Genomic DNA, 26,790 nt, shown 5'->3' on the forward strand with positions numbered 1-26,790 from the left:
TGGATTAAATGGAGTTTTCCGTAGTTTTTGAATCAATCATATTGATTGGTTTAATGATCTTAATAGGGGTCGTTTTAGCAAATTTTACCCCTATTAATGACCATACAAAGAAACTATATACAATGATCATTGTCAATGTGGCAATGCCCTGTATTATTCTCTCTAGCATATTTAAAGTAGAGATTGATCAGGAAATCTTAAAAAATATTGTTATTGTTTTTATATTTTCATTGCTTATTAATATCCTAGGCATTGCAGTAGGATGGTTTGGTGCCTCGTTTTCAAAGAAATATAAGCCCTATCGTAGAGAAATTGCATTATTATCTGGACTTGGAAATACCGGTTTTATCGGAATCCCTTTATGTGCCACGATTTTAGGTCCAGAAGGCGCATTATACGCAGCCATTTTTGATGCAGGTGTAGATTTAGTTATTTGGACAGTAGGGGTTATGATTCTTCAAAAGTCTACCTCGTTTTCTTTCTCTACATTAAAAACGATGGTCAATATACCAACAATTGCTATCGTTTTAGGTCTTTGTTTTGCCTTTGTAAACTTCAGACCACCAGAGCTTTTTGTTAACTTGTCCAACCATTTAGCTGCTTTAGCTTCACCACTTGCAATGTTTTATATTGGATTGTTGATCAGGTCGATTAAAAAGGAACAATTTATCGAGTCTAGAAATAAAGTTAGTTTTCCTACAATTATAAAACTCGTTGGGTTACCTTTAATCGTTTTCGTGCTATTACAAGTCATTGACATGGACTTAACGATTTCACAAACGATTTTAATTCAAGCGATGATGCCTGTGCTAACATTAGCATCTATTCTATTTACAAAATATGGTGCGAACGATAAGTATGGGGCCATTACGACGGTGACTTCTACAATTATTTCACTTATATCAATACCAGTTTTAATCTATTTACTAACTGGATTTTAGGGGGGACAGTATGGTGAAGGTTGATTTACTACTTAAAAATGCAAATGTCCTAACATTAGATGAACAAAATTCTCGTGCTAATGTTATAGGTTCATATGATGGGAAAATAACTGGGGTTTGGAGCTCTGAAGAATTTCAACAAATTAAGGAAACGTTAGATTATGCTGAACAATTCGAAGAAAAAGATCTTAATGGTGCAACTGTGCTACCTGGTTTCATCGATACACATAACCACATATTAATGTATGGAATCACTAAATCTCAGGTGGACTGTTCGCCAAATACAAGTAAAAACATTTCTGAACTCATCACGAACTTAAAAAAGTGGGATAATGAACACCCAGGTTCTGATTGGATTTTAGGTTTTGGCTACGATGATACATTATTAGAAGAAAATAGACATCCGACGCGTGAAGATTTAGACAAGGTAAGTACGACTCGTCCAATTTACGTGAAGCATATTTCAAGCCACTTTGCCGCTGCCAACACGTTCGCACTTAAACTAGCAATGCTTGATGCAACGATTGTTGATCCAGAAGGGGGTTTCTTTGGACGTGACGAAAATAATGAATTAAACGGCGTCCTGTATGAGCCAGCCGCTATGAATATGGTATTCAAACATGCACCTGTTCCATCGAAAGAGGAACTAATTAAGCTGATTGAACTTGCCGCAAAAGACTACGTTGCTCAAGGGATTACAACAAGTTCTGAGGCTGGAATTGGATTTACCTACGGGGCAGATGAATATGATATTCACATGGAAGCGATAGAGAAAAAGTCAAACCCATTAAAAATGAGATTAATGATTTTAAATAGTCTTTTGTTGAAAGATGGAATATTTGAAAACTATTCAGCGAAAGAATTAAATGAAAAAATCATTGAAGACTCCAAGGGGATGGCAAAACTTGATAGCGCGAAACTATTTCAAGATGGCTCCATCCAAGGATATACAGGTGCTTTACGTAAAGGCTATTATAGTAATGAAAGTGAATATGGTGAACTCATTTTCAGTCAAGAAACTTTAAACGAGATGGTTATTGATTTCCATAATCGAGGTTTCCGTATTGCAACGCATGGGAATGGAGATCGTGCAATCGATTCTATTATTCAAGCGTATCAAAAAGCGATTAATTTAAATCCTCGCCAAGATCATCGCCATCGTATTGAGCATGTTCAAACTGCTACAACTGAAGATTTAAATGAAATGAAAAAATACGATATTGCAGCATCTTTCTTTATCAATCATGTTTACTATTGGGGCGACCGTCACAAAAACATCTTCTTAGGACCAGAAAGAGCAGAAAGAATGAATCCGTTAAAAGAAGCAGATGATTTAGAGCTATTGTATACGTTACACTCAGACTGCCCAATTACAGCAATTTCACCATTGTTCTCAGTGTGGGCTGCAGTGAACCGCGTAACGAAAGCTGGGATTATTTTAGGGGAAGATCAAAAAATAGATGTCATCTCCGCGCTAAAGTCCATGACCATCTTCGGAGCAAAACTTAATTTTGAAGAAGATGAAATCGGATCAATTGAAGTAGGCAAATTTGCTGATTTTGTTGTGCTAGAGGAAGATCCAGTATCTATAGATCCAATGAAGATTAAAGACATTCGTATTCTAAATACAATCATCAATGGTAAAGTCGTTTATCAAAATAGCGAAGCCAATATTTTAGTGTAGTGAAAAAACCACCGTTATCAAAGGATAACGGTGGTTTCATTTTCTAATTCGTTTCGACCTAAAATGTAGCGAATACATATTTGGGTTATAGTCAGAAATACAATATTCAACTATGTTTCCATCTACGTCGTAAACAAAACGTTCTAGTTGGAGTGTACTTTGGCCGTTTTCTAAGTTTAATAAGTTTGCATCTTCTGGGGTTGGAACATTGCTAGTAACAATTTCCTCAGAGTCATGGAGTTCTATATTTAATACATTTTCTAATAAATCATAAATTGTTCCTTCATTTATATCTAGCTTTGCTAGTTGTTCACCAATTTCAATAGGGTAGTATTGAGTTTCTATCGCAAGAGGGACTCCATCTGCATATCGGATCCGTTTAATTAGATAGGCCTCGACTATTCCAATTGCATCTTTAAGCTCGCCTGAAACCATAATGCTTCGGTTCTCTATTAGTTTAGTACTAGGTTTCATTCCCATACTTTTAATAATGTCGGTAGTACTCATTAGATTTCCATACCAAAAATGTATAGGTTTTTTGGAGATGAATGTCCCTTTACCATGAATTTTTTCAACAATGCCATCAATAACTAATTGAGAAATTGCTTCTCGAACAGTACTTCTACTAACATCATATTCTTCCATTAATTCTCGTTCGCTAGGTATTTTTTCTTTGAAATGCCCTTGTTGTATTTTCTTTTCAATAATTTTCCGAAGTTGAATGTGTAATGGGATTGGGCTACTTGGATTAATCATAGTTGCATTCCTCTCTAAAAAATAATGATGATCTATAAAGAAAGTAATACTTATATAGATATTACCATTTTTATGAAAATACTACTATAGATAACAAAAGTGAAAATTATGCCATGGTAATACTGCTTTTAAACTGTAATGCATCTTCTAGATGATTGGGAAACACGTGTAATCAGTCATGCAGACGCGGAAGAAATGGGCTTTTACCAAGAAAAAGCGAAGCAAAATGAAGCTTTTGCAAAAGCTGTTATCCTTTTAAAGCGTGTCCATGAAATTTTAAGAATCATCGTAAAGGATATTAAAGAAACGTTGAAAACAGAGGATGTCAGTGAAAAAGTAATTCAGCAGTTTCCTACTGTTAACAATAAACGAAATTCATAGTAGGGAAGAGGAACGATTACCTTTTTAATGGATAAGGAACATATGAAAAGAGGTAGGTGCATAATTAAAATCATATTTTAAAAACAAAAGATGCTAGAAACGGTACCTAATCGAAGTAATAATGGTAGTTTGAGTAAGATGTTACCAGGATCAGTTTTTCGTAGAGGCGGATGAAGACCATTTGAGCTGGATAATCTTTCGGAAAAGGTCTTCATAAGGTGGATGAAGACCATTTGAGCCAGAAAATCTTTCGGAAAAGGTCTTCATAAGGTGGATGAAGACCATTTGAGTCAGAAAATTGCCTGGAAAAGGTCTTCATAAGGTAAATGAAGACCGTTTGAGCCAGAAAATTGCCTGGAAAAGGTCTTCATAAGGTAAATGAAGACCATTTGAGCTAGAAAATCTTTCGAAAAAGGTCTTCATAAGGTGGATGAAGACCATTTGAGTCAGAAAATTGCCTGGAAAAGGTCTTCATAAGGTAAATGAAGACCGTTTGAGCCAGAAAATTGCCTGGAAAAGGTCTTCATAAGGTAAATGAAGACCATTTGAGCTAGAAAATCTTTCGAAAAAGGTCTTCATAAGGTGGATGAAGACCATTTGAGTCAGAAAATTGCCTGGAAAAGGTCTTCATAAGGTAAATGAAGACCGTTTGAACCAGAAAATTGCCTGGAAAAGGTCTTCATAAGGTAAATGAAGACCATTTGAGCCAGAAAATCGCCCGGAAAAGGTCTTCATAAGGTAAATGAAGACCGTTTGAGCCAGAAAATCTTTCGGAAAAGGTCTTCATAAGGTGGATAAAAGATCTTCATTAACCAGATAAAAACAAGCATAAGTATAAATGCATTCATAAACACTTAAACCCCGAATGATTCTGAAAACGAATTAGTGTTTTCATAAATCGCTCGGGGTTTTATGTGATGGGAAATCCATCCAATCCTTATAATACAAAGAAGTTACTAATCTACAATAAATAATAATGCGCCAGTAGTTGTAGAAGAACGGTGTGGATCGGCATTGTCACCTACTTGGTAACTTTGGTTACTCTTTAATGTAAATACTCTACCATCTTGTAATTCTGTTTGTAGTTCGCCTTTTAAAACAAATAATATATGGCCCTTACTGCACCAATGGTCGGCAATATAGCCTGGAGTGTATTCCACTAACCTAACTCGAATTGAACCATGATTAATAGTTTGCCAGATTGCTTCGCCTGTTAATCCTTTATGAATCGTTTTTTCAACCTTATCCCAATCTGTTGTTGAGAAATTAAGCATTTCCATATTCATAGAATATATCTTCTTTCATCAATGATAGTTTTTGTATGACTTCTTTTAGTAGGGTAGAGCCTTTTTCGATATCCTTCCATTCAGAAAATTCATCCGGATGATGACTAATTCCATTTTTACTAGGAATAAAAATCATTCCTGAAGGGCAGATGTTCGACATAGACTTTGCATCATGAGTAGCACCGCTATACATAATCAAGTTACTAAAACCTAATTGATCACAAGATTCTTTAATAACTTGTTGTAGAGTCGTGTTCATCTCATTTGGAATTTTTGTAACAGTTCGTTCAAAGTCAAAGTGAAGATTATTATGAGAAAGATACTTCTGAAGCCTGTTTTCTGCTTCAACCATATTTTCGTAACGATCTCCTCGAATTTCAACGACCATTTCAATTTCCCCCGGAACAACACTAGGTAAGTTAGGCTTAACGTGTAATTCCCCGATAGTACAAACTATTCCTGAGATAGAGTTTGGTAACTGATTAGCAAACTGTATAAAAGGGGACGCCTTGACTAATGCATCATTTCGTTTATTCATAGGGGTTGTTCCTGCATGCCTTGCATCACCGTAAATATTAATCTTTGTTCTAATAATTCCAGCTATGGCATTAACGATACCTATCTCAATCTGTTGATCTTCTAATATATTTCCTTGTTCAATATGAAGTTCAATGAATGCTTCGTAGGCTTTTGTATTACGGGCATTTGCTATTTGTTCACTAGTCAACCCTACTTGAGATAGTATCTCCTCATTTTGTGGAATACTGTACTCCCCAGTGAAAACACGACTACCAAACGTTCCGCCAAGTGGATTTGCTTCTTCAGCGACAAAAATAATTAGTTCAATGGACTTTTCTGGTTTGAAGTCTTCTTCAATCCAACTTTCTAAGCATTCTAACGCCGCTAATACTCCTAGTGCTCCATCTAATAATCCACCATTTTTCACTGTGTCCATATGAGATCCAAAAGCAATTGTTTGATCGGTTTTCCCTTTATAGCGAATGAAACAATTTCCAATAGAATCCCTGTGAACTTCTACAGGATACTTCGAAACTAATTCGATAATCCAATCAATCGCAGCTTTTTCTTCAGATGAAAAAGCGAGACGATTAAAACCATGACTGTCAGCTGTTTGGAAATTTTGTTTTAAATATTCGAATCTATCATTTAATCGTTGAAAATTCATAGTTTCACATCCTAACTAAACTATTAAAAATAAGGTTTTACTTCTTTTGGAATAGGGTTTTGATATGGATATTTACTGATATGATTTTTAAATTCTTCTTGAATTGGTTTCAATAATTCAGGATCCTGGAAGATTTTTATTGCCGTATCAGCCATAACTGCTCCCGCACTGATCATTCCTTTAAAGGCAAACGTAGAGTTACTTTGAGAAACCATTTGCCATGAATGGAAAGGGGTACCGTTTGCAAAGCAAGCAGTTGTTAATTGTGCTGTAGGGACTGTCCAGCTGACATCTCCAACATCCGTTGAGCCAAACATAATATCATTACCACCTCCACTATATGGAGAGATAAAATCACAAATTGGCTTTTCATTGAATTCGTCTTCATTTCCTTCAAAGCCAAAACTTTGGTTAGTAATATGTGCATTATCTTTTTGTTCTTCAGTAAGACTATTCCAAATTTCAGTCGCAAATTTAGTTTCTTCTTCGCTAGGTATTGGTGCACCTACCTTTTCAAGTGATTGATGTAATAATTTCTCTAATGCGCGGTTAGGTAGAAAATTTGAACATGCCTTTTGGAAATTTAATTCAACTGTAGTATCTGTCATATAAGTTGCACCAGTTGCAATACGTTTAACTCTTTCAAATATCTCTTTACATTCCTTCATTTGTGGCGCACGTACTAAGTATAATATTTCAGCTTCTGATTGAACAATATTTGGCGAAGTTCCGCCAGTATTTAAATACGCATAATGGATTCTTGCATTAGATGTAACATGTTCTCTTAAATAGTTCGCCCCCACATTCATAAGCTCTACGGCATCTAATGCACTTCTCCCTAAATGAGGTGATATTGCTGCGTGAGATGAAGTACCGCGGAATTTAAAGGAAGCTTGAATATTTGCCAATGAAGGTTTGCTCATAATTCCATTAATAGATGATGGATGCCATGTTAATGCAAGATCAAGTTCATTGAATACACCCGCACGTTGCATAAACGTCTTTCCTGAACCGCCTTCTTCTGCAGGGCAGCCATAGTAAATAATTGTTCCACTAATTCTATTTTCTTCTAAATAGTTTTTAAGAGTAATAGCAGAAACTATGCCTCCAACGCCCAGTAAATTGTGGCCACATCCGTGACCATTCTCCATGTCAGGGTGGGGTTCTTTATAACTAATACTTTCTTTTTGACTTAAATTAGAAAGGGCATCGAATTCCCCTAAAATACCAATAATCGGACTTCCGTTACCGAAACTTGCTTTAAAAGCTGTCGGGATATCAGCTAAATTATTGGTAATAGTAAATCCGTTTTCCTCTAAAAAGTCTTGCTGCACTTTACTTGAATAATGCTCTTGGAATCGCAATTCTGGATGAAACCAAATTTTTTTTGAAAGTGAAATAAACTCTTGTTCTTTCTTTGTAATTAAATCAATTGTCTTCAAAAATCGCACCTCCAATATTTAGAATTGTCAAAACATATTGACAATTGAGACAATAATACAATATATTTTACTAAATAGCGAATTATTTGTGTAAATTGTCGCTAATAAAAGGGGGAAGCAAATGAGAAACTTAAAGTCTATTTTATTGTTAGTAGTCTTATCGGTTATTGCGTTAATTATTGTCGGATGTTCAGGTCAAGAGAACGGTAGTACGAATACGGATTCGAATTCGAATCCTAATCCTTCAAATAATTCAGGCGAAACTGATACTACTGCACGAACTGAAGGTGGGGTATTAGAGTTTGCATTTAACGCACAACCACCAACATTAGATCCTTTAGCTACAACAGCTACTGCAACTCGAGATTTTGCTAGAACAATGTTTGAGGGATTAGTAACGTTTGATAGTAATTATCAAATTCAACCGTTATTAGCAGAAAGTTTCGAAGTTAACCAAGAAGAAAATCAGGTAATCTTTAAAATTCGTAAGGGTGTGAAGTTCCATAACGGGAAAGACCTTACTGTAGATGATGTTGTTGCATCAATGGAAAGATGGGCAACAAAATCAGCACAAGCAAAATCTTTCTTACCTGGAATCACATTCTCTGCTCCAGATGATGAAACAGTTGTCGCTCAATTAGAAAAAACAGGATTTGTTGATATGTACATTTTTGCAGACCAAACACAAATTGCTGCAATTATGCCTAAGGAAATCGCACAGCAAGAGGAAGTAAAAGAGTATATCGGTACAGGTCCTTATAAATTTGTTGAATGGAAACAAGATCAATATATTTTAGTTGAGAAATTCGATGAGTATGTATCGCCAGAAGGGGAACCAGATGGCCTTGCTGGGAAACGTGAGGTCTTTGTTGACCAAATTAAGTTTAATATTGTTCCAGATTCAATTACAAGAGTAACAGGTTTACAAACAGGGGAATATCACGTAGGAAACTTCATCCCTTATGATAGTTTCCAAATGCTTGATAGTGACCCAAATGTTGAAATGAAGATCGTAGAATCAAGCATGGGTGGACTAGTATTCAACAAAGCTAAAGGAGTATTTAGCGATATTAAAATGCGACAAGCAGTTGCGGCCGCATTAGATATTGATGCAATTAACTTTGCAGCTTACGGGGATGAAAAGTTCTTTAGTAAGTCACCACAATTAATGCTAGAGTCTCAAATTGATTGGTATACAGATGCTGGTTCTGAAAACTATAACCAAAAAAATATTGAAAAAGCTAAACAACTAATTGAAGAAGCTGGATACAATGGCGAAGTGATCCGCATTATAACTTCTCGTGAATATGAAGACTATTATGCGTTCTGTGTTGTTGCACATGAGCAACTAAAAGCTATTGGTTTAAATGTAGAGTTAGAGGTTTATGACTGGGCAACAGTATTAGAAAAACGTCAAAATCCAGATATTTATGAGATTTTCGCAAGTGGTTGGGCATTACGACCAACTCCAGTACAATACCCGTTCTTAGATTCAGCTGGAGCATGGCCAGGTTGGACAAATAGCGAAGAAATTGATTCTGCAATTTTCAACATTCGTAACGCACAGTCAGCTGAAGAAGCAAAAGAGCATACTGTAAAATTACAAACAGCATTCTGGGATTACGTACCGATTATTAAAATGGGTAACAGTATGGAAATCTCTAGTTATAGAAGTAATGTCCAAGGATTTGACTATTTCATTGGGCCAGTTTTATGGAATGTAAGCATTGAAAAATAAAAGTAGAGAGGTGTTAGAATGATAAATTACGTATTTAAGAGAATTTTATCAGTAATACCTGTATTACTTATCGTAGCCGTAGTTGTTTTTTCTATCACCTATTTAACGCCTGGAGATCCAGCGCGAGTAATTTTAGGGGCAGATGCAACGGAAACTGAAGTGATTGAACTCCAAGAGAAAATGGGTTTAAATGATTCGCCTATCGAACAATTCACTCGTTGGTTCGGAAACTTACTACAAGGTGATTTGGGCGATTCATACTTTATGAATAAAAGTGTAATGGCAGCATTCGCTGATCATTTTATGCCTACACTGTCTCTTGCTTTAATGGCTCAATTGATTGCGATCCTAATCGCTTTACCTCTAGGGATATTTGCAGCGGTTCGAAGAGGTAGCGTTCTCGATCAAACAGTAATGGGTATATCATTAATCGGTATTTCAGTACCAAGCTTTTTATTGGCGCTTATTTTAGTATTAATCTTTTCGGTGAATTTAGGATTATTACCAGTAGCTGGATATCAGCCATTAACAGCCGGGCTAGATATGCATTTAAGGTATTTACTGATGCCTGCCGTAGCTCTAGGGGCTATGCAGGCAGCCCTTATTACACGGATGACAAGGTCAGCAATGCTTGAGGTATTTAATAATAACTATATAAAAACAGCCCATTCCAAAGGTGTTAAAGAGAAAAAAGTATTATTCAAACATGCTCTACGAAATGCAGCATTACCTATCCTAACGGTTATAGGTCAAACGTTTGGAGTTTTAATAACTGGAGCAGCAGTAGTTGAAACGGTGTTTAACATTCCGGGAATAGGACAGTTAATTATTAACTCGGTTGAGCGACGAGATTTCCCTGTAATACAAGGTGTTGTTTTATTAATTTCAATTACGTACGTTTTACTAAATCTTATTATTGATCTTTTATACGGAGTATTAGATCCAAGAATTAGACTAGATAAAAAGTAGAGGAGGGAGAGAATGCAACAAGTATCAATCAATACAAAGGATCTTAAAAAGAGAATGTACGCTGAACAAAGGAGTTTGTGGATCAAGCGTTTTTTCTATAACAAAATGCTTGTTTTTGGAAGCCTCCTCCTTATCTTATTAGGGTTTCTAGTGTTAATTTTACCCTTTTTCATAAAGAGTGATCCGTTAGTAATGGATACAGTGAATCGTTTTAAAGCTCCAAGTTCAGAGCATTGGTTCGGTACGGATAGCTATGGCCGAGACGTATTTTCTCGTGTGATTTATGGAGGAAGAGTTTCGATTATTATCGGTTTAGCTGTCACGTTAATTTCAGGCTTTTTTGGATTAGTAATCGGTGTTTGTTCGGCTTACTATAGATCCTTAGATCATATTTTAATGCGTTTTTGTGATGGATTAATGGCATTTCCGGCGATTTTACTTGCAATTGCGATTATGGCAACAATGGGGCCGAACAGTTTCAACGTAGTTATTGCCTTAAGTATCGTATTTACACCTTATGTAGCTCGTGTTGTAAGGTCATCAGCTATCGTCATAAAAGAACAGACATATATTGAAGCTTTGAAATCTCAAGGAGCAAGTGCGTGGAGAATATTAGCATTACATATTGCTCCTAACACAATCTCTCCACTAATTATTCAGTGTACGTTTATCTTTGCGGATACAATTTTAACTGAAGCAGCCTTAAGTTTCTTAGGGGCGGGAATACCAGCACCGGAACCAAGTTGGGGCAATATTTTGTATGATGGAAAACTAGCGATTTTTAATGCTTGGTGGATGACTGCATTTCCAGGTGTCGCACTATTGTTAACAGTTTTGGGACTGAATCTTTTTGGTGATGGTTTAAGAGATCTTCTTGACCCTCATACGAATAAGGCGAAGAAGTAGAGGAGGGGTTAGATGGAGAATGATATTTTGTTAGAAGTAAAAAATCTATGTACCTATTTTTCTACCGAAAAAGGAAAGCTTAGAGCGGTCGACCATATTTCATTTTCCGTAAAGGAGAAAGAAATTGTTGGAATCGTTGGAGAATCAGGCTGCGGAAAAAGTGTTACTGCGGAATCGATTATGCGTTTATTAGATGAAAAAAATCTCGTTTCTTATGAGGGTGAGATTTTGTATAAAGGAAATAATCTACTTTCGTTAAAGAAAAATGAAATGCAAGAAGTTCGAGGAAAAGAAATAGCGATGATATTTCAAGACCCAATGACTTCTTTAAATCCAGTTTATACAATTGGAAACCAGATAGTAGAAGGTATACTTACACACCAAAAGATTAGTAAAAAAGAGGCAAAACAAAAGGCAATTGACTTACTTCGCTTCACAGAAATCCCATCACCTGAAAAGCGATTTGACCAATACCCCCACGAATTATCTGGGGGTATGAGACAACGAGTAATGATTGCCTTAGCCCTTGCATGTAATCCAAAACTATTAATTGCTGACGAGCCGACAACAGCTTTGGACGTAACAACTCAATCTCAAATACTTGATTTACTAAATAAATTAAAAGATGAGTTGAACATGAGTACAATTATGATTACTCACGACTTAGGCGTTGTAGCTGAGCTATGTTCTCGTGTAATTGTAATGTACTTAGGACAAATTATTGAAATTGCAAATGTAGAAGACATTTTCGATTCTGCTCAACATCCATATACAGAAGGCTTATTAAATTCCATTCCACATATCGATGGGGATCGGAGTAAAAAGCTAAATGTAATTCAAGGTACGGTCCCGACTTTAGACAAAGTTCCAGTAGGTTGTAATTTTGCTGGTAGATGTCAATATGCAACAGATAAGTGTAGAGAAGTTGAGCCAGAGCTAAAAGAAGTAATGGATAATCACTTCGTCAAATGTTGGAACTATGAGCTAATAAGAAAAACTAATAAGGAGGAGAATGAAATTGCAACCCCTTATTGAAGTAAAAAACCTTAAAAAATATTTTGAAATTAACAACGGGATTGGAAAGAAAAAGAATGTTGTTAAAGCGATAGATGATGTAAGTTTTACCATTTTTAAAGGAGAAACTTATGGTCTAGTTGGTGAGTCAGGTTGCGGGAAAAGTACTACAGGCCGTACTTTATTAAAATTAATAGAAGCGACTAGTGGAGAATGTATTTATAACGGAAAAAATATTCTGCAAATGAAAAATAGGGAAATGGCAGAGGTTCGTAGAGATTTTCAAATGGTTTTCCAAGATCCCTATTCTTCTTTAAATCCTAAAAAAAGAATTGGCCAAATATTAGAAGAATCATTGATTATTCATAAAATTGGCGATAAAAATTCACGTACAGAAATGACCTTGGAAATTTTAAAGAAGGTAGGATTTCAAGAAGAACATTACTTTAGATATCCGCACGAATTTTCCGGTGGTCAAAGACAGAGGATTGGACTTGCTAGAGCCTTAATCTTAAATCCACAACTAATTATTTGTGACGAGCCTGTCTCTGCATTGGATGTATCAATACAGTCACAAGTTATTAATCTATTACAAGAAGTGCAAAAAAGCTTTGATTTAACTTATTTATTTATTGCCCATGATTTAAGCGTTGTACGACATATTTCTGATCGGATTGGTGTGATGTACTTAGGGAATATAGTTGAAGAAGCTCAAACCGATGAGTTATTTGAGCGTCCACTACATCCATACACACAAGCATTAATCTCAGCAGTGCCAATTTCTCATCCAAAACAAGCAAGAGAGAAAATAAAGTTAAAAGGTGAGATTCCGTCTCCATTAAATCCACCTTCTGGATGTGTTTTTCATACGAGATGTCCATATGCTACAGAAATCTGTCAATCACAAAAACCAGATATGAGAACATTTTCTTCCGGTAGAAGAGTTGCATGTCATTTGGTAGAAGAATAAGGGGGATCTAAATGGGATACACAATTGCGTTAACAGGGGATAGTATTATTGCACGTCCAGTTTCACAATATCAAGATGAGCCTACTCAAAAGTTATACTCTTTAATAAGAGAGTCGGATGTATCATTTACAAACATAGAAGTGGTAGCAAGTGATTTTGTAGGAGATCCAGCAGCAAGAAGTGACGGTGCACATTTTGGCGTTGCAAGTAGTAATCTAGACGAACTACAAGAAATTGGCTTTAACTTATTTAGTAGTGCTAATAATCATGCATTAGATTATGGTGTTAAAGGTTTACTAACAGCTATAGATAATATGAAGCAACGAAAAATGCATTTTTCTGGTGTGGGTAAAAACTTAGCTGAAGCTAGAATGCCAGTCTATTTAACAACAGATAATGTTACGGTTGCACTAATATCTTGTAGTTCAACATTCTTTGATGAACAAGCTGCAGGGGAACAAAGAAATCATCTTCAAGGAAGACCTGGTTTAAACCCGCTTCGTTTTGAAGTTGAGTATATTGTGAAGCCTAGCCAATTTGAGGTGTTAAAAGAAATTCATGAAGAACTTGGATTAAAAGGACAACAAGAGAAATTTGCAAAATTAGGATTTGACCGTGAAGTAATTAAAGAAGGTGTCCTAAAATTCAGCGATAGTAATCATCGTGTCATAGGATCGCTTAATGCAAAGTTCAAGGAAGGGCCAAAAACAACAATTCAATCGAGAGCAAACCCAAAAGATTTAGCAGAAATCAATGCATGGGTTGCAGAAGCAAAAGAACGAGCAGATATAGTGATTGTTAGTATCCATGCCCATGAAGAATTCGAAGTAAGAGAAAAAGCAGACCATTATATACATGAGTTTAGCCGTTCTGTTATCGATCATGGAGCAGATATTGTAGTAGGACATGGACCGCACTTATTAAGAGGAATTGAACTATACAATAACAAACCAATATTTTATAGTTTAGGTAATTTTATCGGTCAAAATGAATTGATTGAACAGCTCCCTGAAGATTCTTATAGACGATTTAATGTACCTTCAAATATACTACCTAGTGAATTATTTAATATTCGTTGTGACTACGGCAAAAAAGGTTTCCCAGGGGATCCGGTATTTTGGATAAGTGTTATGCCGTATCTTGTATATGAAGAAAATCAAATTAAGGAAATTCGCTTGTATCCATTAGAGTTAACAAAAGGAGAAAAGGGATATCAACGGGGAAGACCGATGTTAGCTAGTGAAGGGAAATCGGAAGTAGTATATAAAATATTAAGTGAGTTATCGCTAGATTACGGAACGAAAATAATTAAAGAAAATAGCGAATTTTTTACTATCAGATTATAATATTCAAGAACGAAGATTGAATTTTATCAATTTTCGTTTTTATTTTATAACGAGATTAGAGGTAGTTTATTGGAATGTCAAATATCATTGCCGTAATTGGCTCTCCTACTTTAATAGAAAAAATAAAAGCATTATCAAATACTGTGCCGGAAATAGAGTTTCAATACTTTTCTTACGGTTCTATTTTTGAGACAAAAACAATTATTGAAGAAGTAAGTACTTATATTGATACTTTCTTATTTACTGGAATAATTCCTTATAAATTAGCACAAGAGCAGCTCAAACGACTAAATAAAACAGGCTATTTCCTAGACTTAGATGAATATTCAATTGCTTTGGGAATATTTAAGGCGATTCAAGAAAAACAAGATATTCGTTTTTCTATCGATTACACATCTAATGTGAATCTTGATACCATTTTCGCAGACTTGAATATTGATCCAGAAAAGGTTTATAAAGTCGATGGGTTTTTATTCTTCGAGGATGAAGGAGATGATTATGGAATTGAAATAGCAAAATTCCATGAACGTCTGTTAAAAGAGAACAAGATACAAAAAATTATAACTTGTTTAAGTAGTGTTAGTAATTATCTTAAGGAAAGAGGAATTGAACATATTCGAATAACTCATTCTACTACGGTTATTTTGAACATGCTTAATATAATCAATACACAGAGTAGATTAGAGGAAACTCGTGCGGCACAAACAATTATTGCTAAATTTAAGATTCAAAATTATGAATCGGAAGTATCAGAAAAGGGTACTTATTATGTTGAAAGTAATATTTTGGAGCTAAATCGCATTTTGCTTGAAATAGCTAACAATACATTTTCTACCTTACAACGTAATAATAGTGATGAGTTTACACTATATGGAACTTACGGTTCATTCATTAATTTTACGAGAAATATGACTGATTTTTCATTCATAGATGAAATCGAAAAACTAGTTAATATACCTATTGGAATCGGATTTGGTACAGGTTATACAACGAAAGATGCTGAGAATAACGCAATGCAAGCGCTAGGTATTTCTATTAAAACTGATGAATTACAAGGCTATTTGATTACTCAAAAAGGTGAGATTATTGGACCATTAGAAAAAGGAATGTACAATCCAGATCAAACAAACAACGATAGTCAAAACAACTGGATCATACGAGCATCTGAAAGTGGTATTAATAAGCAAACATTAAAAAGAATTTACCAATTTGATAAGCTTAACGAATTTAAAGGATTTACTTCCGCTGAACTATCAGAGTATATATTAACGAGTAAACGAAGTGCAGAACGGTTTATAAAAGTATTGTTAGAAGAAGGTTTCATACAGGAAACAGGACATGAAATAACAAATGGAAGAGGTAGACCCTCTAAAATATATAAATTAAAATACGAATGATTCATGAAAAAAAGAGTTAGTTATCCATCACTAGATGGGTAACTTAACTCTTTCTTTGTATAAAGGATATACTTTATGCTTGATGACTAACATGTAAAGGTGGAGGAATTAGCCAACCCTTTGTTTTATTTAAACGAAGTAATTTACCGCCTAGCTGTGCTTTTGCCATATGGAACTGTCCATACATGAATGCAATATCTTCGCGAGTACTCATACCCATTGCAGTGCTACAAGCAACTAATCCGGCAGCAATATCTGCAGAAAGTTTAGCGCTGATTTCTGGGTCCATAAATTTTGCGCCAGCTGGAATATCCTCAATTCGAGCAACTGGACGTTCAGGTGGAGCAGGCGGTAATGCAACCCCATTGATCTTAAGAATATCTTTTAAAACTTGATTTTCTTGTTCCGCACCCATAATTGCTTCTTCCAGTAATTTTGCTAAATCCTGGTCTCCTGTGTGATTATATAAAGTTTGATAAGCCGCGATTAAACCATTGTTACCTAAGACATGAGTCCATATTGCGAAAATTTCTCCATAATGTAGTGGTTCGTCTTTTGGATTGTTATTACTTCTTAAAATACCCATATTTGCACTCCTCGTCCAAGTAATTTTCTTAACAAAACTAGGTTGACCAACTGGGCAGAATTTATTCACAACAAAAGTTTTATTTCAATTTAACTATTGCCAATAACAGGGAATGAATTAATAATCATATGCTAAGGGAATATTCCTTTAGTTTTTTTATGGAAAAAAATTTTTAACTACTGTGAACCAATTGCCATGGAATTCTCTCTAATAGGTGTGTAAAAAGATAAAGGAGGATTTAAGCGTGAATGCTGAAATGTTAGTAAAACGTGCACAACTAGGCGACAAAGAAGCATTTGTACAATTAATAAAAGACATGGAATCGTCGCTCTATAAAGTGTCGAAAGCCATTCTTTTATCGGATTCCGAATGTTTAGATGCTGTGCAAGAAACCATTTTAATTGCTTATACAAACTTACACCAAGTAAGAGAACCGAAATTTTTTAAAACCTGGATTACTCGTATTTTGATTAATGAATGCAATAAAATTCGTAAAGTCCAAACCAAAGTTGTAAAAATGGATGTCTACCTCGAACCTTCCATCAGTGAGCAACGAGAAATTTTTGTGGATCTTCAAACAGCCATTGACAGTTTAGAACCAGATTTAAGAACGGTCATTACTCTGTATTATTACGAGGATTTGTCTATCAAAGAGATTGGTACAATTTTAAATATAGCTGTGGGTACTGTTAAGTCTCGTTTGAATCGTGCGAGAGCAAAACTAAGTAGTTTAATCGAAGGACATAAGGTGGAAGGGAGATTACTTCATGAATAAGAGAGTAGAAGAACTGCTTCAATCTTGGGGAAATGACAAGGAACAGGTACCAGATTTCTTTTCAAAAGGCATTGATGATGTATTAAATAGTCTACCTGGTTCTAATATTAAAGTCGATGAAAAACCTAAAAGAATTAAATGGTTAGGCAAAGGTTTAATTGCTGCTTCAGTTCTTACATTCGGTGTAATCGGATCTGGATTTGTCTCTCCAGCGATGGCGCAAGTGTTGAAGGAAATCCCAATTATCGGTTCCATCTTTGGAGGCTCATCTGATACGTCATTACAAATTATCGAAGAACAAGGCCTTGCCTCCCAGTTAAATGAAACGATTACTTATAACGGTATCTCTCTTACAATTACTGAAGCATTTATAGGTGGCGGTCGTATTGCAATAGCCTACACAATTGAATCTGACGACATAGTATTACAAAACATTAACAATGAACAAGGAGTACCGTTATCCTTTGATGCAAAATTAAACGGACAACAATTTGATTATATTTCGGAATTTGAGCAAAGTGTAAACAATGGAATCGTCACAGGTATTATTAATATGAACTACGGCCTTAGTTACAGCTTAATTGACCAACCTACTTTATTTTTAAATGTGAATGAGATTGCTGGTGTACAAGGTTCATGGAATTTTGAATTGTTATTAGGAAATGAGGCAACATCAGAGGTAACAGAAGGCTTTGCTCCATTAGTATCTGCAACTTGGGATGATGCAACTTTTGTTGTAGAAAGAGTTGAATTTACGCCGGTGCAATCGCAAGTGATTTTTGACAGTACTATGCCAAGACAAGAGATGGGGCTCTATTCCTTTAATATTTTCGATGAAAATGGTACCTCTCTTGGATTTGGCGGTGGCTCTGGTGGAGCAGTAAATGAACTTGAAAATGGCATGGTTAATTTTAGAGAAACTGTTTTACTTCCAGGGTATGAGGAAGCACCGAATGGAATAATCATTGAAATTACAAAAAACAAAGGTGGTTTGGCAGATCCTTCAAATTATTTAGAAGTTAAAGTACCATTGCATGAAACTGAACTTCCTCACTCAATTAGTTATTCAGATGGTAGTAAATTAATAATCACAGGCTATGAACAATTGGAGGATAAAACAATCGTCCATTACGATATTGAAGGGAAGCTAAGCTTACAAAATACATTCCTTATGCTTACTAATAGTAAAGGTGAAGGTATCATTGAACTTGTGGAGCCTGAACGAACAAGTTTAGAAAAACTTTCTTTCAAACGAGAATTTGAAAAATCAGAAGGTCCGGTCACACTTAGCACCTCAATGGAAAAAGTAAATACAATTCAATGCAACTACTAGAAGTTGAGTTAGACAATCAATGACGTTTCATGTAACAGGTGGAGGTATCTCCATCTGTTTTTATGTAGAACCAAGTTAGAAATTCACTTGTATTTATAGATGAATAACGTACAGATTTTTAGGAACAATAATGAATGGCAACAATTCGCCAACTAACAATGATGGAGGGATATCGAATGAGTGTACGTGAAGGTTTGATCCCAACTATATTAGGTACTGCGGTAACAGCTGCTGGATTTGCTATGACAAAAAGTACGGTTGCCAATAAAAAATATGCTAATACGGTTTTAGGTTTTGGATTGGCCCATATCGTGTTAGGAGCAATTGACCTAGTAGAACATCGTCGTTAGTGAAAAAAGAGCACACTTTGTGCTCTTTTTTCATTGAAAGGGCTCTTGGCCGTGCCAACTTAAGTACCTGCCTGAATTTGGCTAAGGGCTTCATTCATTTGAGCTTCATTTGCCTTAACAGTATCGCTTTCTTTATCTTCTTCACCACGATATGTTACTTTTATATTCTCATGCATATAAGATGCAAAATTGCCTAAAGGTGTACCTTCGTTGTTCTTCTCTATTACGTAAGTTTTTAATAGCATGGCTAACATATATTCATGATTTTGTGGATCACCTAAATATCTTGTTGATTCATAATCAGAAATGATATCATTCTTGAATTGCTCAACTTCTTCAGGGGATACTTCATAATTCTCCATAAAAGATTCTACTTTCGATATCTTTTCTGATGCTGTGCCTTCGCTTGAAACTATCAGCCCGATTTCATTTTGCCATGAAACAGCACCTTGACTAGTTTCACTTGTCGTTTCACCGTCAGTACTACCACCTGTTTTTGAGTCAGTATTAGTACCAACATTCGTATTCGTCTCGGTTTCCACGTCATTTGTTGTTGTATTAGTATCATCATTTCCACCACAACCTGCGAGGCCAAAAATAAATAAGAATGCTGTACTAAATAGAAGCTTTTTCATCATATCAATAATCCTTTCATCTATGAATTTTCATAGTTTTAGTGTGTTTCAATGATGAAAAATGATACATCAGTTTAGTTTTTTATCTTCATGAAACGATTATCTGGAGATTCTATTCTTTAAAACTCTATAAACCCCCAACTGTATAGGCTAAAATCTTACTATTATCAACTCATCGAACATATTAATTTAACTAATTAGGATAAATGCGCAGTCTATTATTCTCCTTTTGCATACTATACAGGAACGAAAGGAGGGATTTTAATGCAATATTACAGATATAATGACTACGACGACTATGATTATGACGGTTATGGAAGACGCCGAAGACGTAGAAGAAGACAGCATTATCCGTTTTACCCATTCTTCCCGATCCAAATTTACCCTTATCCTTATCGCCCATATCGTCCGTACTATCGACCTTACAACCGTCCATACGGCTACTAATATAAGAAGGGCACCATCAACAAAAGCCTACGAGTTGGTGCCTTTTTCATTTTTATTACAGGGTATTAGTATAGCAATCCGAGGTATTAATCCAACTTTTGTTATTAATAAAGAATAATTTCAAATTTAGACAACTATCTAAAATGAAAGTTTGCACATTCTCAATTTACATTACTGCCTAAAGGGGAAATTAGCCTAAAAAATATAAGGAAGGGAAATCACAATAATATGTATAACATGCACGATCATTCAATGAACCACGCAGAAAACGTTCGGCCAAGTGATCTTTGTGTAAGATTTGCAAGAATTTTAGATTCGACTCCTTCGGTTATTAACGGTGTATGCACAGCAACTCGCTCAAGGACAAACATCCGTCCTACAGTTTTAGGTAGAGCTGCAGAATCGTTCATGTTTGTTCCGCAAGCTTATTCGTTTGAAAATATGGATAAGAAGGGGAGAGCTTTATGTCTTGGAGAAACTGTTCTACTTGAGGAAGAAGTTAACCCATTTATGTCACGCTTAAGAGAATGTGGTATTAAGGTGACTGCTTTACACAATCACTGGATATTTGAAAAACCTAGACTAATGTACATGCACTTTCAATCCATTGATGAACCGTTAGAATTTGCTCGTAAAGTACGCAATGCAAATAAAGTATTAACAGATTTGAAAGTAGGGGGTTCAAATCACGGATATTCTCCTAAGAGCGATCGAGCAAAAGAAATTTGTAATCGATTCAATCAAATTCTTGGAGGAATGGAAACGTTTGAAGATGGCGTTTGTATGGTAATGGATTCCCGTTTAAACATTATCTCCCGCATTATGGGGATTCGAAGTCGTTCGTTCCTAACACTCCCACAAATGTTCAATTTCGAATCCTTTACTCCAGACGGTAAAGCGCTTTGTAGTGGGGAGACAGTAATTCTTCAGGAAGAAATCAATCCATTTATTTCAAAACTTCGAGAAAGTAATATTAAAGTAACAGGATTCCACAATCACTGGTTATTTGAAGATCCAAGGTTGATGTATATTCACTTTGTTAAAATTGACAATCCAATTCGATTTGCAAAAGATGTAAGGGATGCATTAGATGTATTGACGGACCGAATCGTTAAATAGCAGAAGAAAACCTAAGTCAACAATTATGACTTAGGTTTTTCATTGATAAATACTAACCAAGTTGTCCGGTTCCCATCAAATTAAAGTGGATCTTAATTTCGATTTTTGCATTTTTGTATGCTTTTTTCCAGTCCTCATAGTCCATTAATTGATTGTGCAGTTTCGTTCCTTTATAATTCAATCCAAAACCAATTGGGTCAAAACCACCTTCTGTAAGTTTCGATAAGAACTCTTTCCCGTCCTCAGTTGCTTTTGCTTCTGCCCATTGAGTGTATTGATCCAAGTTTTCGATGTCCAATGGATTTTTAGACTCCGTAATTAATCCCTTTGCATCAAAATCAATTTTAATAGTAACTGTCCCATCCGTATTCTCAATGACTTCGTAGTCCATGTTAAATCTATCTAATTCAATCATGAATAACTCATCTTCATGTTCTACAATTAAGTCGGCTTTGACCGCTCTATTTAACAGTATGTTAAAAATTTTCGTATCCATCGAGTCCAATTCTAGAAATGTTTTATTCTCGCCAATGACAATTGCTTTGTCAATTAAAAATTGACCTTGTTCAATTTCAATAATTGGAAGAACAGGTTCAACCCCTTTTTCTGAAAACTGTCGCCTAAATTCAAATAAATAAGTGGTGATTATATAAGGACTTTCATTCGCATTTAAATCAAAGTAATTATAAAGCGATGGGTAAGCAGCTGTTTCTGTTTTAGGGACCATTTGTAATACCTTTTCAGCTGACGGTCTACCAACCATAACCCATGAAATCAGTTGAATGTCTGGACGCCTCATAAGAAAGTCTAACATATCTGTTATATGTAGTTCTTTTATGGCATCTTCCCCGAGAACGATAACTTTGAGGTGACCAAATTCTAATCTTTTATCGACTTTTGTCTCTAACAACCGGATCGCATCTGTAATTGATTTACCTTCCTCAGAAACATAAATATAGCTTGGCTCAGGGTTATCTTTTACTGTGCCAGTTGGATTGAAAATTTTAAGTGACACTTTGTATGGCTTCTCAGAATTCTCGGAGGAATCTATGCCGATTCCAGCAATAAAAGCACTTTTCTCAATTTCTTTAAATGAACATCCGGACAGAAAACAAAGAGCCAAAATGAACAAAATAAACTGATATTTTTCTAAACTAGGATGTTTTCTTCTCATGATGCTTGAATCTCCTTTTTACAATCCATAAGACAAGCATTAAACAAGGAACTAAAAACAAAAATGAAACGAAAAAATAGGTTGTAAAGAAATATAAATTTAATTCATTAATGAGCTGTACAGCGATAATAGTAATAATTGAGAAAATAGAGATAACTATAAATGGAATAAATTGGATACCCCTGATTTTAAGTTTGTTAAAGTTAAAGACTGACTTTAGTAATTCAATGGTTACGTGCCAATGGATTAAAAGACTGATGACCGAAAAAGCTAGGTAAAACAGTAGAAAAATAAAAACGACACGCTCAATGACACCATATTTCAATCTCATTGAATCAGCGGTTGAAATCCACGGATACATCATCGTGTCAATATTTTCAAAACCTTGAAAGCCGATGGGTATAAAATAGGTAGTAAATAATACACCAGCACCAATTATTGTAATTATGAAAAGTTGTTTCCATCCAAAGGTCTGTTTAACAGTGAAGAATTGGTTGAAAATGATCAGGTTCATAACACCTAAAAATAAATATAATGCCGCAGCAAAAGGGAATATTTGTGGAAAAGTATTAATAAAAGTATAGGCAACTTTTATATATTGCCATTCTATATGGGTATTAAAATAACCTATTAAAAAAATAAACAAAATGAGAGGCATGGTAATGACAAATATAATTTCAATTGTATAAAGAACCTTCTCTGCCTTCATAAAACAGCCAAAAGTAACAAATAGCAAAATCGTGATAGTGCCCATGATTAAAGAAGTTTCAGGTGTTAAGAATCGAATTAATAGAATTGTATACGTAATAAGAGTGATTAACCCAGCTACAAACCAGACAATGACAAGAACAAATGTAAATATGATTGAAAACCATTTGGGCATTGTTTGTTTTAACATATCTGGCAATGTTTTTCCGGGAAAGGAATTAAAAAAATTCGTAAAAAAGTAAATACAACATACCCCTACAATAAGAGCTAACACCATTGATAAAATTGCACCATCTTTTCGATTTTGAAAAAGAACAACAGGGACTGATGTAATAATATTTGCGAACATATTTATAAGTACTAAATAATAATAATATCTACTCATTTAGAACGTCTCCTCGTTCGTTCTTTTTCCTATAATTGTAGAATCTCAAATATGGTTCACCGAAACTGTTTAAGTTTACTAAATACATAAGGAAGCCAATTGCAGCAAGAACGACACCGGCTAACCCAAAAATAGAAGCAAAAATGATTAAAGCTAATCGTACAGTTCTAACCGCAAAGGACATTTCGTTGATTGGAATAACAAAAGTCGAGATAGCTACTGCAGAAATGATAATAATCATGATGTTTGAAGTAAGGTTCGCTTCAGTAGCCGCTGTCCCTAAAATTAAACCTCCTACGGTTGTAGCAGTTGCAGACATAGCCTTAGGAAGACGAATACTTGCTTCTACTAACAGTTCCATAAAAAAGAGCATAAATAATACTTCGATGTATGGCGGATAAGGTACACCTACACGACTACCTGCAATGGTCAGTGCTAGCTCAACCCGCAGAATCTCAGGGCTGTAAGAAGTTACTGCTACATAAAGCCCAGGTAAAAGAATGCAAACTAGTAGTCCTACATAACGGAGAGCTCTTAAAAAATTTGATATCCAAAACGAGTGGTAATTATCCTCCATAGATACCATAAAATCGAAAAAGACTGCTGGAGCTACTATAGCGAGAGTAGAACCTTCCATTAAAACGATAATTTTTCCTCCGGCAATGTTATAAATAGTTCGATCTGAACGCTCAGTTAATAATGTTGTTGGAAAATAAGAAATCAATTTCGCTCTGTTGTTTATATGGCTAATCAATTGTGAAGAAGACTGTATTAATTCCTTATCAACAGATGAAATTCTCTCTCTAAACTTTTTCAAGACAGTTTTGTTTACTTTCTCTTTGTCATAGAGAAGGGCGTACTTTTGCTTATTTAGCTTCCCTACTGAAGATAGTTCGACTGTAAGTGAAGACTGTTTATATTGATTTCGAATAATATTAATATTGGTTGTTAGATCTTCGCTAAAGCCTAATTGTGATCCGTGAATGGTTGGTTCTATGTTTACTTGTTGAACTTGGTCTACATGAGTTTTACTTAGATTTAGAATGAGAAACTTATCCTTGAGGGCGACTAAGACGCTTCCGGAAAGAAGGTTAGTAAGAATTTCTTCTTGTTTTTGAAAATCTAGTTGCTGTGGTAGCGATTTTAAATAGGCTTCAAAGTGATCTTCAGTAGGCATTTCAAAGAAAGGTTTAATTATTACCTTTTGAATCATTTCAACATCAACAAGAGAGCTGATGTAATAAATAAAGGAGAGTTTATCTTCAATCTCTAATGTCTTTTGAGCTAGTTCATTCGTATTGTTAAGCTCTTGTTTGAGCCAAGTGATTGTTTCATTAAACATGCCATAACTCCCCTTAAAGAACTAATAATAAAATGGTTACCAATAAAGGTGATTTTTATAAGGAAGTTCCATGTTGTTTATTGGAATTCAAGATTTTGGGCAATAATATTTTGGAAGGCAATATAAATAAATTTGGGCCGAGGTATATATATGAAATTTTATCTTTTAGGTGAAGACAATGAGAAAGTAGAAATCGAGGTATTATCAAGAACGCATCCCAAAAGTACAGACTTTTGGGATGGAAATTGGATTGATTCAAACATACACGTGGAAATTCCAGGATATACTGTTCAATTTATGGCTTGTTTAAGAACAGATGAACTAAGTTACTTTCTTGATGGACTGAATACAATGCATAAGATGCTAAAAGGTAAAGCAATACTCGAGAATCTAGAAGAATATATACATTTTGAATGTGAGATGAACAACCTAGGCCACATAGAGTGGAAAGGGAAAACCTGTTATCCCAATGGTTTCGGTGCGGAATTAACGTTTGAATTTAAATCAAATCAAAGTTATCTAGAACAGATTATCCGGGATTTGAATAGGATTTTAGCCGTATTCCCTGTAATCGGAAAGCCTTAATTATTTATTCTTGTAATCATTTTTTTCTTTTTGAGTGTTTGATGAAAGGTAAATACAAAATGAAAAACAATATTACTGCTATTGCTTCTAAAGATAAAATATACCAAGGGTAGTCTCCTAGAAAGTCCAATGCAGAACTTGTTTTTGGTTTTCCAGCTAAGAACATATAATTTCCGCCTGTTACTATGTTTGCAATAAACGCTATAAATGCAACAATTTGCAAAAATACTAGTGATTTAAAAATAGAAGACAATTGAATACTGTACTTCATTGTCCAAACATAGAAAAGACAAGTCCAAATGATTAACATGTGGTTTATAAAGAAGTGGAAAAATCGTAAATGTGGAAAGTTATAAAATAACTCTGGTGTAAGAAGTGCTTGGATGGCTCCAGCTATCCCTATGAAATATACTATCTCAAATATTGTCTTATGATTTGTCAGCAGTAACAAAATACAAAGAATCAGACTGACCGAACACAACTGCAATGGAAGTGCGTGTGATGGGTTCCAAAGCCCATGTGAAACAAGCCATGTGTGATACCCAATTTCAAAAAATAAAATAACTGACACGAAGACCCAACGTACGATCTTCTCGTTTAATTCATTTCTAAACAAGTGCAACACAATAATACCAATAAAGAAAATAATAATTACAAGAATATGAACTAAGGAATACGAGTTAAATGGATTATCGATTGGCGTGCTTTCGAAAAATGCATTTATCATTTAATCACCTCATATTATTCCTATGTATTTGCACAAGTAATTACTTCAACATAGAACAAAAATATGCCTTCAAGTTAAAGTAAGTTTTATCTATTATATAAGTAGAAGGTGAAATGCTTTGTTTATTTTAGACTGTGTGGAAGAAGTGTTATAAAAAAGCGTGATGGTTAGTGCAAGTGGTTATTAATCTGCAAATATATTATTCCAATCACTCTAATGTATAACGAAAATGTAGAATAGTCATTATATAGTGTGAAATAGAAAATAACGTATAAAACTATATTTGAATTAAGATAAAAAATATTTTCAAGTTTTTATTGACTATCTTGTATTAACTTGATATTATTTTATAGCAGTCGCAAATGACGGATGTTATGTTAAAATATTAGAATCAAAAAAATCTTGACCTAGAATTTTATTATGATATAATAAAATTCCTGTCGTTGATAACGACGGTGAGATTGGTAAGTGACAGTGAATAAAGTTTTTCAAAATAAGTGTTGACATTCAAGTTAATATTTGTTAACATGATAAATGTCGCTCAAACGACATATGTAATAATGAACCTTGAAAACTGAACAACAAAACGTTAATGAATTAAACGTTTC

At 34.8% G+C, this 26,790-nt stretch carries 26 protein-coding genes; 16 read left to right on the top strand and 10 right to left on the bottom strand.

The genetic code is table 11. The features are described from left to right. Positions 1 to 8: 8 nt before the first annotated feature. Entirely contained in the window at positions 9 to 941 is a 933-nt protein-coding gene (locus CD29_RS12485; protein ID WP_036187312.1) for an AEC family transporter, read from the top strand. Between the two features lie 10 nt (positions 942 to 951). Beyond that, positions 952 to 2,625, top strand: a complete 1,674-nt coding sequence (locus CD29_RS12490) for an amidohydrolase (RefSeq protein ID WP_036187314.1) — start codon at positions 952 to 954, stop codon at positions 2,623 to 2,625. A gap of 36 nt (positions 2,626 to 2,661) precedes the next feature. Here the strand turns inward: CD29_RS12490 and CD29_RS12495 are convergent, their stop codons facing one another. Further along, the gene (locus CD29_RS12495) at positions 2,662 to 3,381 is read right to left on the bottom strand and encodes a GntR family transcriptional regulator (protein ID WP_036187316.1); all 720 of its coding nucleotides are present in this window, start codon (positions 3,379 to 3,381) and stop codon (positions 2,662 to 2,664) included. A gap of 138 nt (positions 3,382 to 3,519) precedes the next feature. Here CD29_RS12495 and CD29_RS12500 point away from each other — a divergent pair, with 138 nt between their 5' ends. Further along, the gene (locus CD29_RS12500; RefSeq protein ID WP_052124145.1) at positions 3,520 to 3,762 is read left to right on the top strand and encodes a hypothetical protein; all 243 of its coding nucleotides are present in this window, start codon (positions 3,520 to 3,522) and stop codon (positions 3,760 to 3,762) included. 956 nt (positions 3,763 to 4,718) lie between these two features. On the opposite strand, the gene CD29_RS12505 is transcribed toward CD29_RS12500, so the two are convergent. Genes CD29_RS12505 through CD29_RS12515 form a run of 3 tightly spaced genes read right to left on the bottom strand, consistent with a single transcriptional unit; the run spans position 4,719 to position 7,685 of the window. Continuing rightward, positions 4,719 to 5,042, bottom strand: a complete 324-nt coding sequence (locus CD29_RS12505) for a DHCW motif cupin fold protein (RefSeq protein WP_211277463.1) — start codon at positions 5,040 to 5,042, stop codon at positions 4,719 to 4,721. Further along, positions 5,029 to 6,234, bottom strand: coding sequence for a M20 family metallo-hydrolase (locus CD29_RS12510; protein WP_036187318.1), 1,206 nt, complete (start codon positions 6,232 to 6,234; stop codon positions 5,029 to 5,031). The genes CD29_RS12505 and CD29_RS12510 overlap by 14 nt, the downstream gene beginning before the upstream one ends. Before the next feature lie 23 nt (positions 6,235 to 6,257). Further along, a complete protein-coding gene (locus tag CD29_RS12515) occupies positions 6,258 to 7,685 on the bottom strand; it encodes a M20 family metallopeptidase (protein ID WP_036187375.1) in 1,428 nt (475 codons plus the stop codon). Between the two features lie 112 nt (positions 7,686 to 7,797). On the opposite strand from CD29_RS12515, the gene CD29_RS12520 reads away from it, so the two are divergent. The 7 genes from CD29_RS12520 to CD29_RS12550 all read left to right on the top strand — a co-directional run bounded on the left by CD29_RS12520 (position 7,798) and on the right by CD29_RS12550 (position 16,016). Next, positions 7,798 to 9,414 carry an ABC transporter substrate-binding protein gene (locus CD29_RS12520; RefSeq protein WP_036187319.1) on the top strand — a complete coding sequence of 539 codons (1,617 nt, stop codon included), beginning with the start codon at positions 7,798 to 7,800 and terminating at the stop codon, positions 9,412 to 9,414. Between the two features lie 18 nt (positions 9,415 to 9,432). After that, on the top strand, positions 9,433 to 10,383 hold the full coding sequence (locus CD29_RS12525) for an ABC transporter permease (protein ID WP_036187320.1): 951 nt from the start codon (positions 9,433 to 9,435) through the stop codon (positions 10,381 to 10,383). Positions 10,384 to 10,395: 12 nt separating this feature from the next. After that, positions 10,396 to 11,289 carry an ABC transporter permease gene (locus CD29_RS12530; protein ID WP_036187321.1) on the top strand — a complete coding sequence of 298 codons (894 nt, stop codon included), beginning with the start codon at positions 10,396 to 10,398 and terminating at the stop codon, positions 11,287 to 11,289. A gap of 12 nt (positions 11,290 to 11,301) precedes the next feature. After that, positions 11,302 to 12,324, top strand: coding sequence for an ABC transporter ATP-binding protein (locus CD29_RS12535; protein ID WP_036187322.1), 1,023 nt, complete (start codon positions 11,302 to 11,304; stop codon positions 12,322 to 12,324). Next, positions 12,302 to 13,273, top strand: a complete 972-nt coding sequence (locus CD29_RS12540; protein WP_036187324.1) for an ABC transporter ATP-binding protein — start codon at positions 12,302 to 12,304, stop codon at positions 13,271 to 13,273. The genes CD29_RS12535 and CD29_RS12540 overlap by 23 nt, the downstream gene beginning before the upstream one ends. Before the next feature lie 11 nt (positions 13,274 to 13,284). Next, the gene (locus CD29_RS12545; protein WP_036187325.1) at positions 13,285 to 14,619 is read left to right on the top strand and encodes a CapA family protein; all 1,335 of its coding nucleotides are present in this window, start codon (positions 13,285 to 13,287) and stop codon (positions 14,617 to 14,619) included. A 74-nt stretch (positions 14,620 to 14,693) separates the two neighbouring features. Beyond that, complete coding sequence (locus CD29_RS12550) at positions 14,694 to 16,016, top strand: hypothetical protein (RefSeq protein ID WP_036187327.1); 1,323 nt, start codon at positions 14,694 to 14,696, stop codon at positions 16,014 to 16,016. A 73-nt stretch (positions 16,017 to 16,089) separates the two neighbouring features. On the opposite strand, the gene CD29_RS12555 is transcribed toward CD29_RS12550, so the two are convergent. Next, positions 16,090 to 16,602, bottom strand: a complete 513-nt coding sequence (locus CD29_RS12555) for a DUF3231 family protein (RefSeq protein WP_036187329.1) — start codon at positions 16,600 to 16,602, stop codon at positions 16,090 to 16,092. Positions 16,603 to 16,846: 244 nt separating this feature from the next. Here CD29_RS12555 and CD29_RS12560 point away from each other — a divergent pair, with 244 nt between their 5' ends. From CD29_RS12560 to CD29_RS12570, 3 genes are all read left to right on the top strand, one after another. Then, a complete protein-coding gene (locus tag CD29_RS12560) occupies positions 16,847 to 17,377 on the top strand; it encodes an RNA polymerase sigma factor (protein WP_036187331.1) in 531 nt (176 codons plus the stop codon). After that, positions 17,370 to 18,710: a DUF4179 domain-containing protein gene (locus CD29_RS12565; protein WP_036187333.1), complete on the top strand. Its 1,341-nt coding sequence runs from the start codon at positions 17,370 to 17,372 to the stop codon at positions 18,708 to 18,710. Before CD29_RS12560 ends, CD29_RS12565 begins: the two co-directional genes overlap by 8 nt. A 176-nt stretch (positions 18,711 to 18,886) precedes the next feature. Continuing rightward, complete coding sequence (locus CD29_RS12570; protein WP_036187377.1) at positions 18,887 to 19,060, top strand: hypothetical protein; 174 nt, start codon at positions 18,887 to 18,889, stop codon at positions 19,058 to 19,060. A gap of 59 nt (positions 19,061 to 19,119) precedes the next feature. Here CD29_RS12570 and CD29_RS12575 read toward each other — a convergent pair whose 3' ends face one another. Next, positions 19,120 to 19,698: a hypothetical protein gene (locus CD29_RS12575; protein ID WP_036187335.1), complete on the bottom strand. Its 579-nt coding sequence runs from the start codon at positions 19,696 to 19,698 to the stop codon at positions 19,120 to 19,122. Positions 19,699 to 19,959: 261 nt separating this feature from the next. Here CD29_RS12575 and CD29_RS20285 point away from each other — a divergent pair, with 261 nt between their 5' ends. Continuing rightward, positions 19,960 to 20,142 (top strand): hypothetical protein, encoded by a 183-nt coding sequence (locus CD29_RS20285; protein WP_140422908.1) that lies wholly within the window; start codon positions 19,960 to 19,962, stop codon positions 20,140 to 20,142. A gap of 237 nt (positions 20,143 to 20,379) precedes the next feature. Then, positions 20,380 to 21,261 carry a DUF1259 domain-containing protein gene (locus CD29_RS12585; protein ID WP_235801831.1) on the top strand — a complete coding sequence of 294 codons (882 nt, stop codon included), beginning with the start codon at positions 20,380 to 20,382 and terminating at the stop codon, positions 21,259 to 21,261. 52 nt (positions 21,262 to 21,313) lie between these two features. Here the strand turns inward: CD29_RS12585 and CD29_RS12590 are convergent, their stop codons facing one another. Genes CD29_RS12590 through CD29_RS12600 form a run of 3 tightly spaced genes read right to left on the bottom strand, consistent with a single transcriptional unit; the run spans position 21,314 to position 24,870 of the window. After that, positions 21,314 to 22,435 carry a Ger(x)C family spore germination protein gene (locus CD29_RS12590; RefSeq protein WP_052124146.1) on the bottom strand — a complete coding sequence of 374 codons (1,122 nt, stop codon included), beginning with the start codon at positions 22,433 to 22,435 and terminating at the stop codon, positions 21,314 to 21,316. Further along, positions 22,416 to 23,528, bottom strand: a complete 1,113-nt coding sequence (locus CD29_RS12595) for a GerAB/ArcD/ProY family transporter (RefSeq protein WP_036187339.1) — start codon at positions 23,526 to 23,528, stop codon at positions 22,416 to 22,418. Before CD29_RS12595 ends, CD29_RS12590 begins: the two co-directional genes overlap by 20 nt. After that, the gene (locus CD29_RS12600) at positions 23,521 to 24,870 is read right to left on the bottom strand and encodes a spore germination protein (protein WP_036187341.1); all 1,350 of its coding nucleotides are present in this window, start codon (positions 24,868 to 24,870) and stop codon (positions 23,521 to 23,523) included. The genes CD29_RS12595 and CD29_RS12600 overlap by 8 nt, the downstream gene beginning before the upstream one ends. A gap of 150 nt (positions 24,871 to 25,020) precedes the next feature. Between CD29_RS12600 and CD29_RS12605 the strand changes: the two genes are divergently transcribed. Next, on the top strand, positions 25,021 to 25,455 hold the full coding sequence (locus CD29_RS12605; RefSeq protein WP_036187343.1) for a WapI family immunity protein: 435 nt from the start codon (positions 25,021 to 25,023) through the stop codon (positions 25,453 to 25,455). A 16-nt stretch (positions 25,456 to 25,471) separates the two neighbouring features. On the opposite strand, the gene CD29_RS12610 is transcribed toward CD29_RS12605, so the two are convergent. After that, entirely contained in the window at positions 25,472 to 26,182 is a 711-nt protein-coding gene (locus tag CD29_RS12610) for a YwaF family protein (protein WP_052124147.1), read from the bottom strand. Positions 26,183 to 26,790: the final 608 nt, after the last annotated feature.

This window comes from Ureibacillus manganicus DSM 26584 (assembly GCF_000772945.1).
In the GTDB taxonomy this organism is placed as follows: domain Bacteria; phylum Bacillota; class Bacilli; order Bacillales_A; family Planococcaceae; genus Ureibacillus; species Ureibacillus manganicus.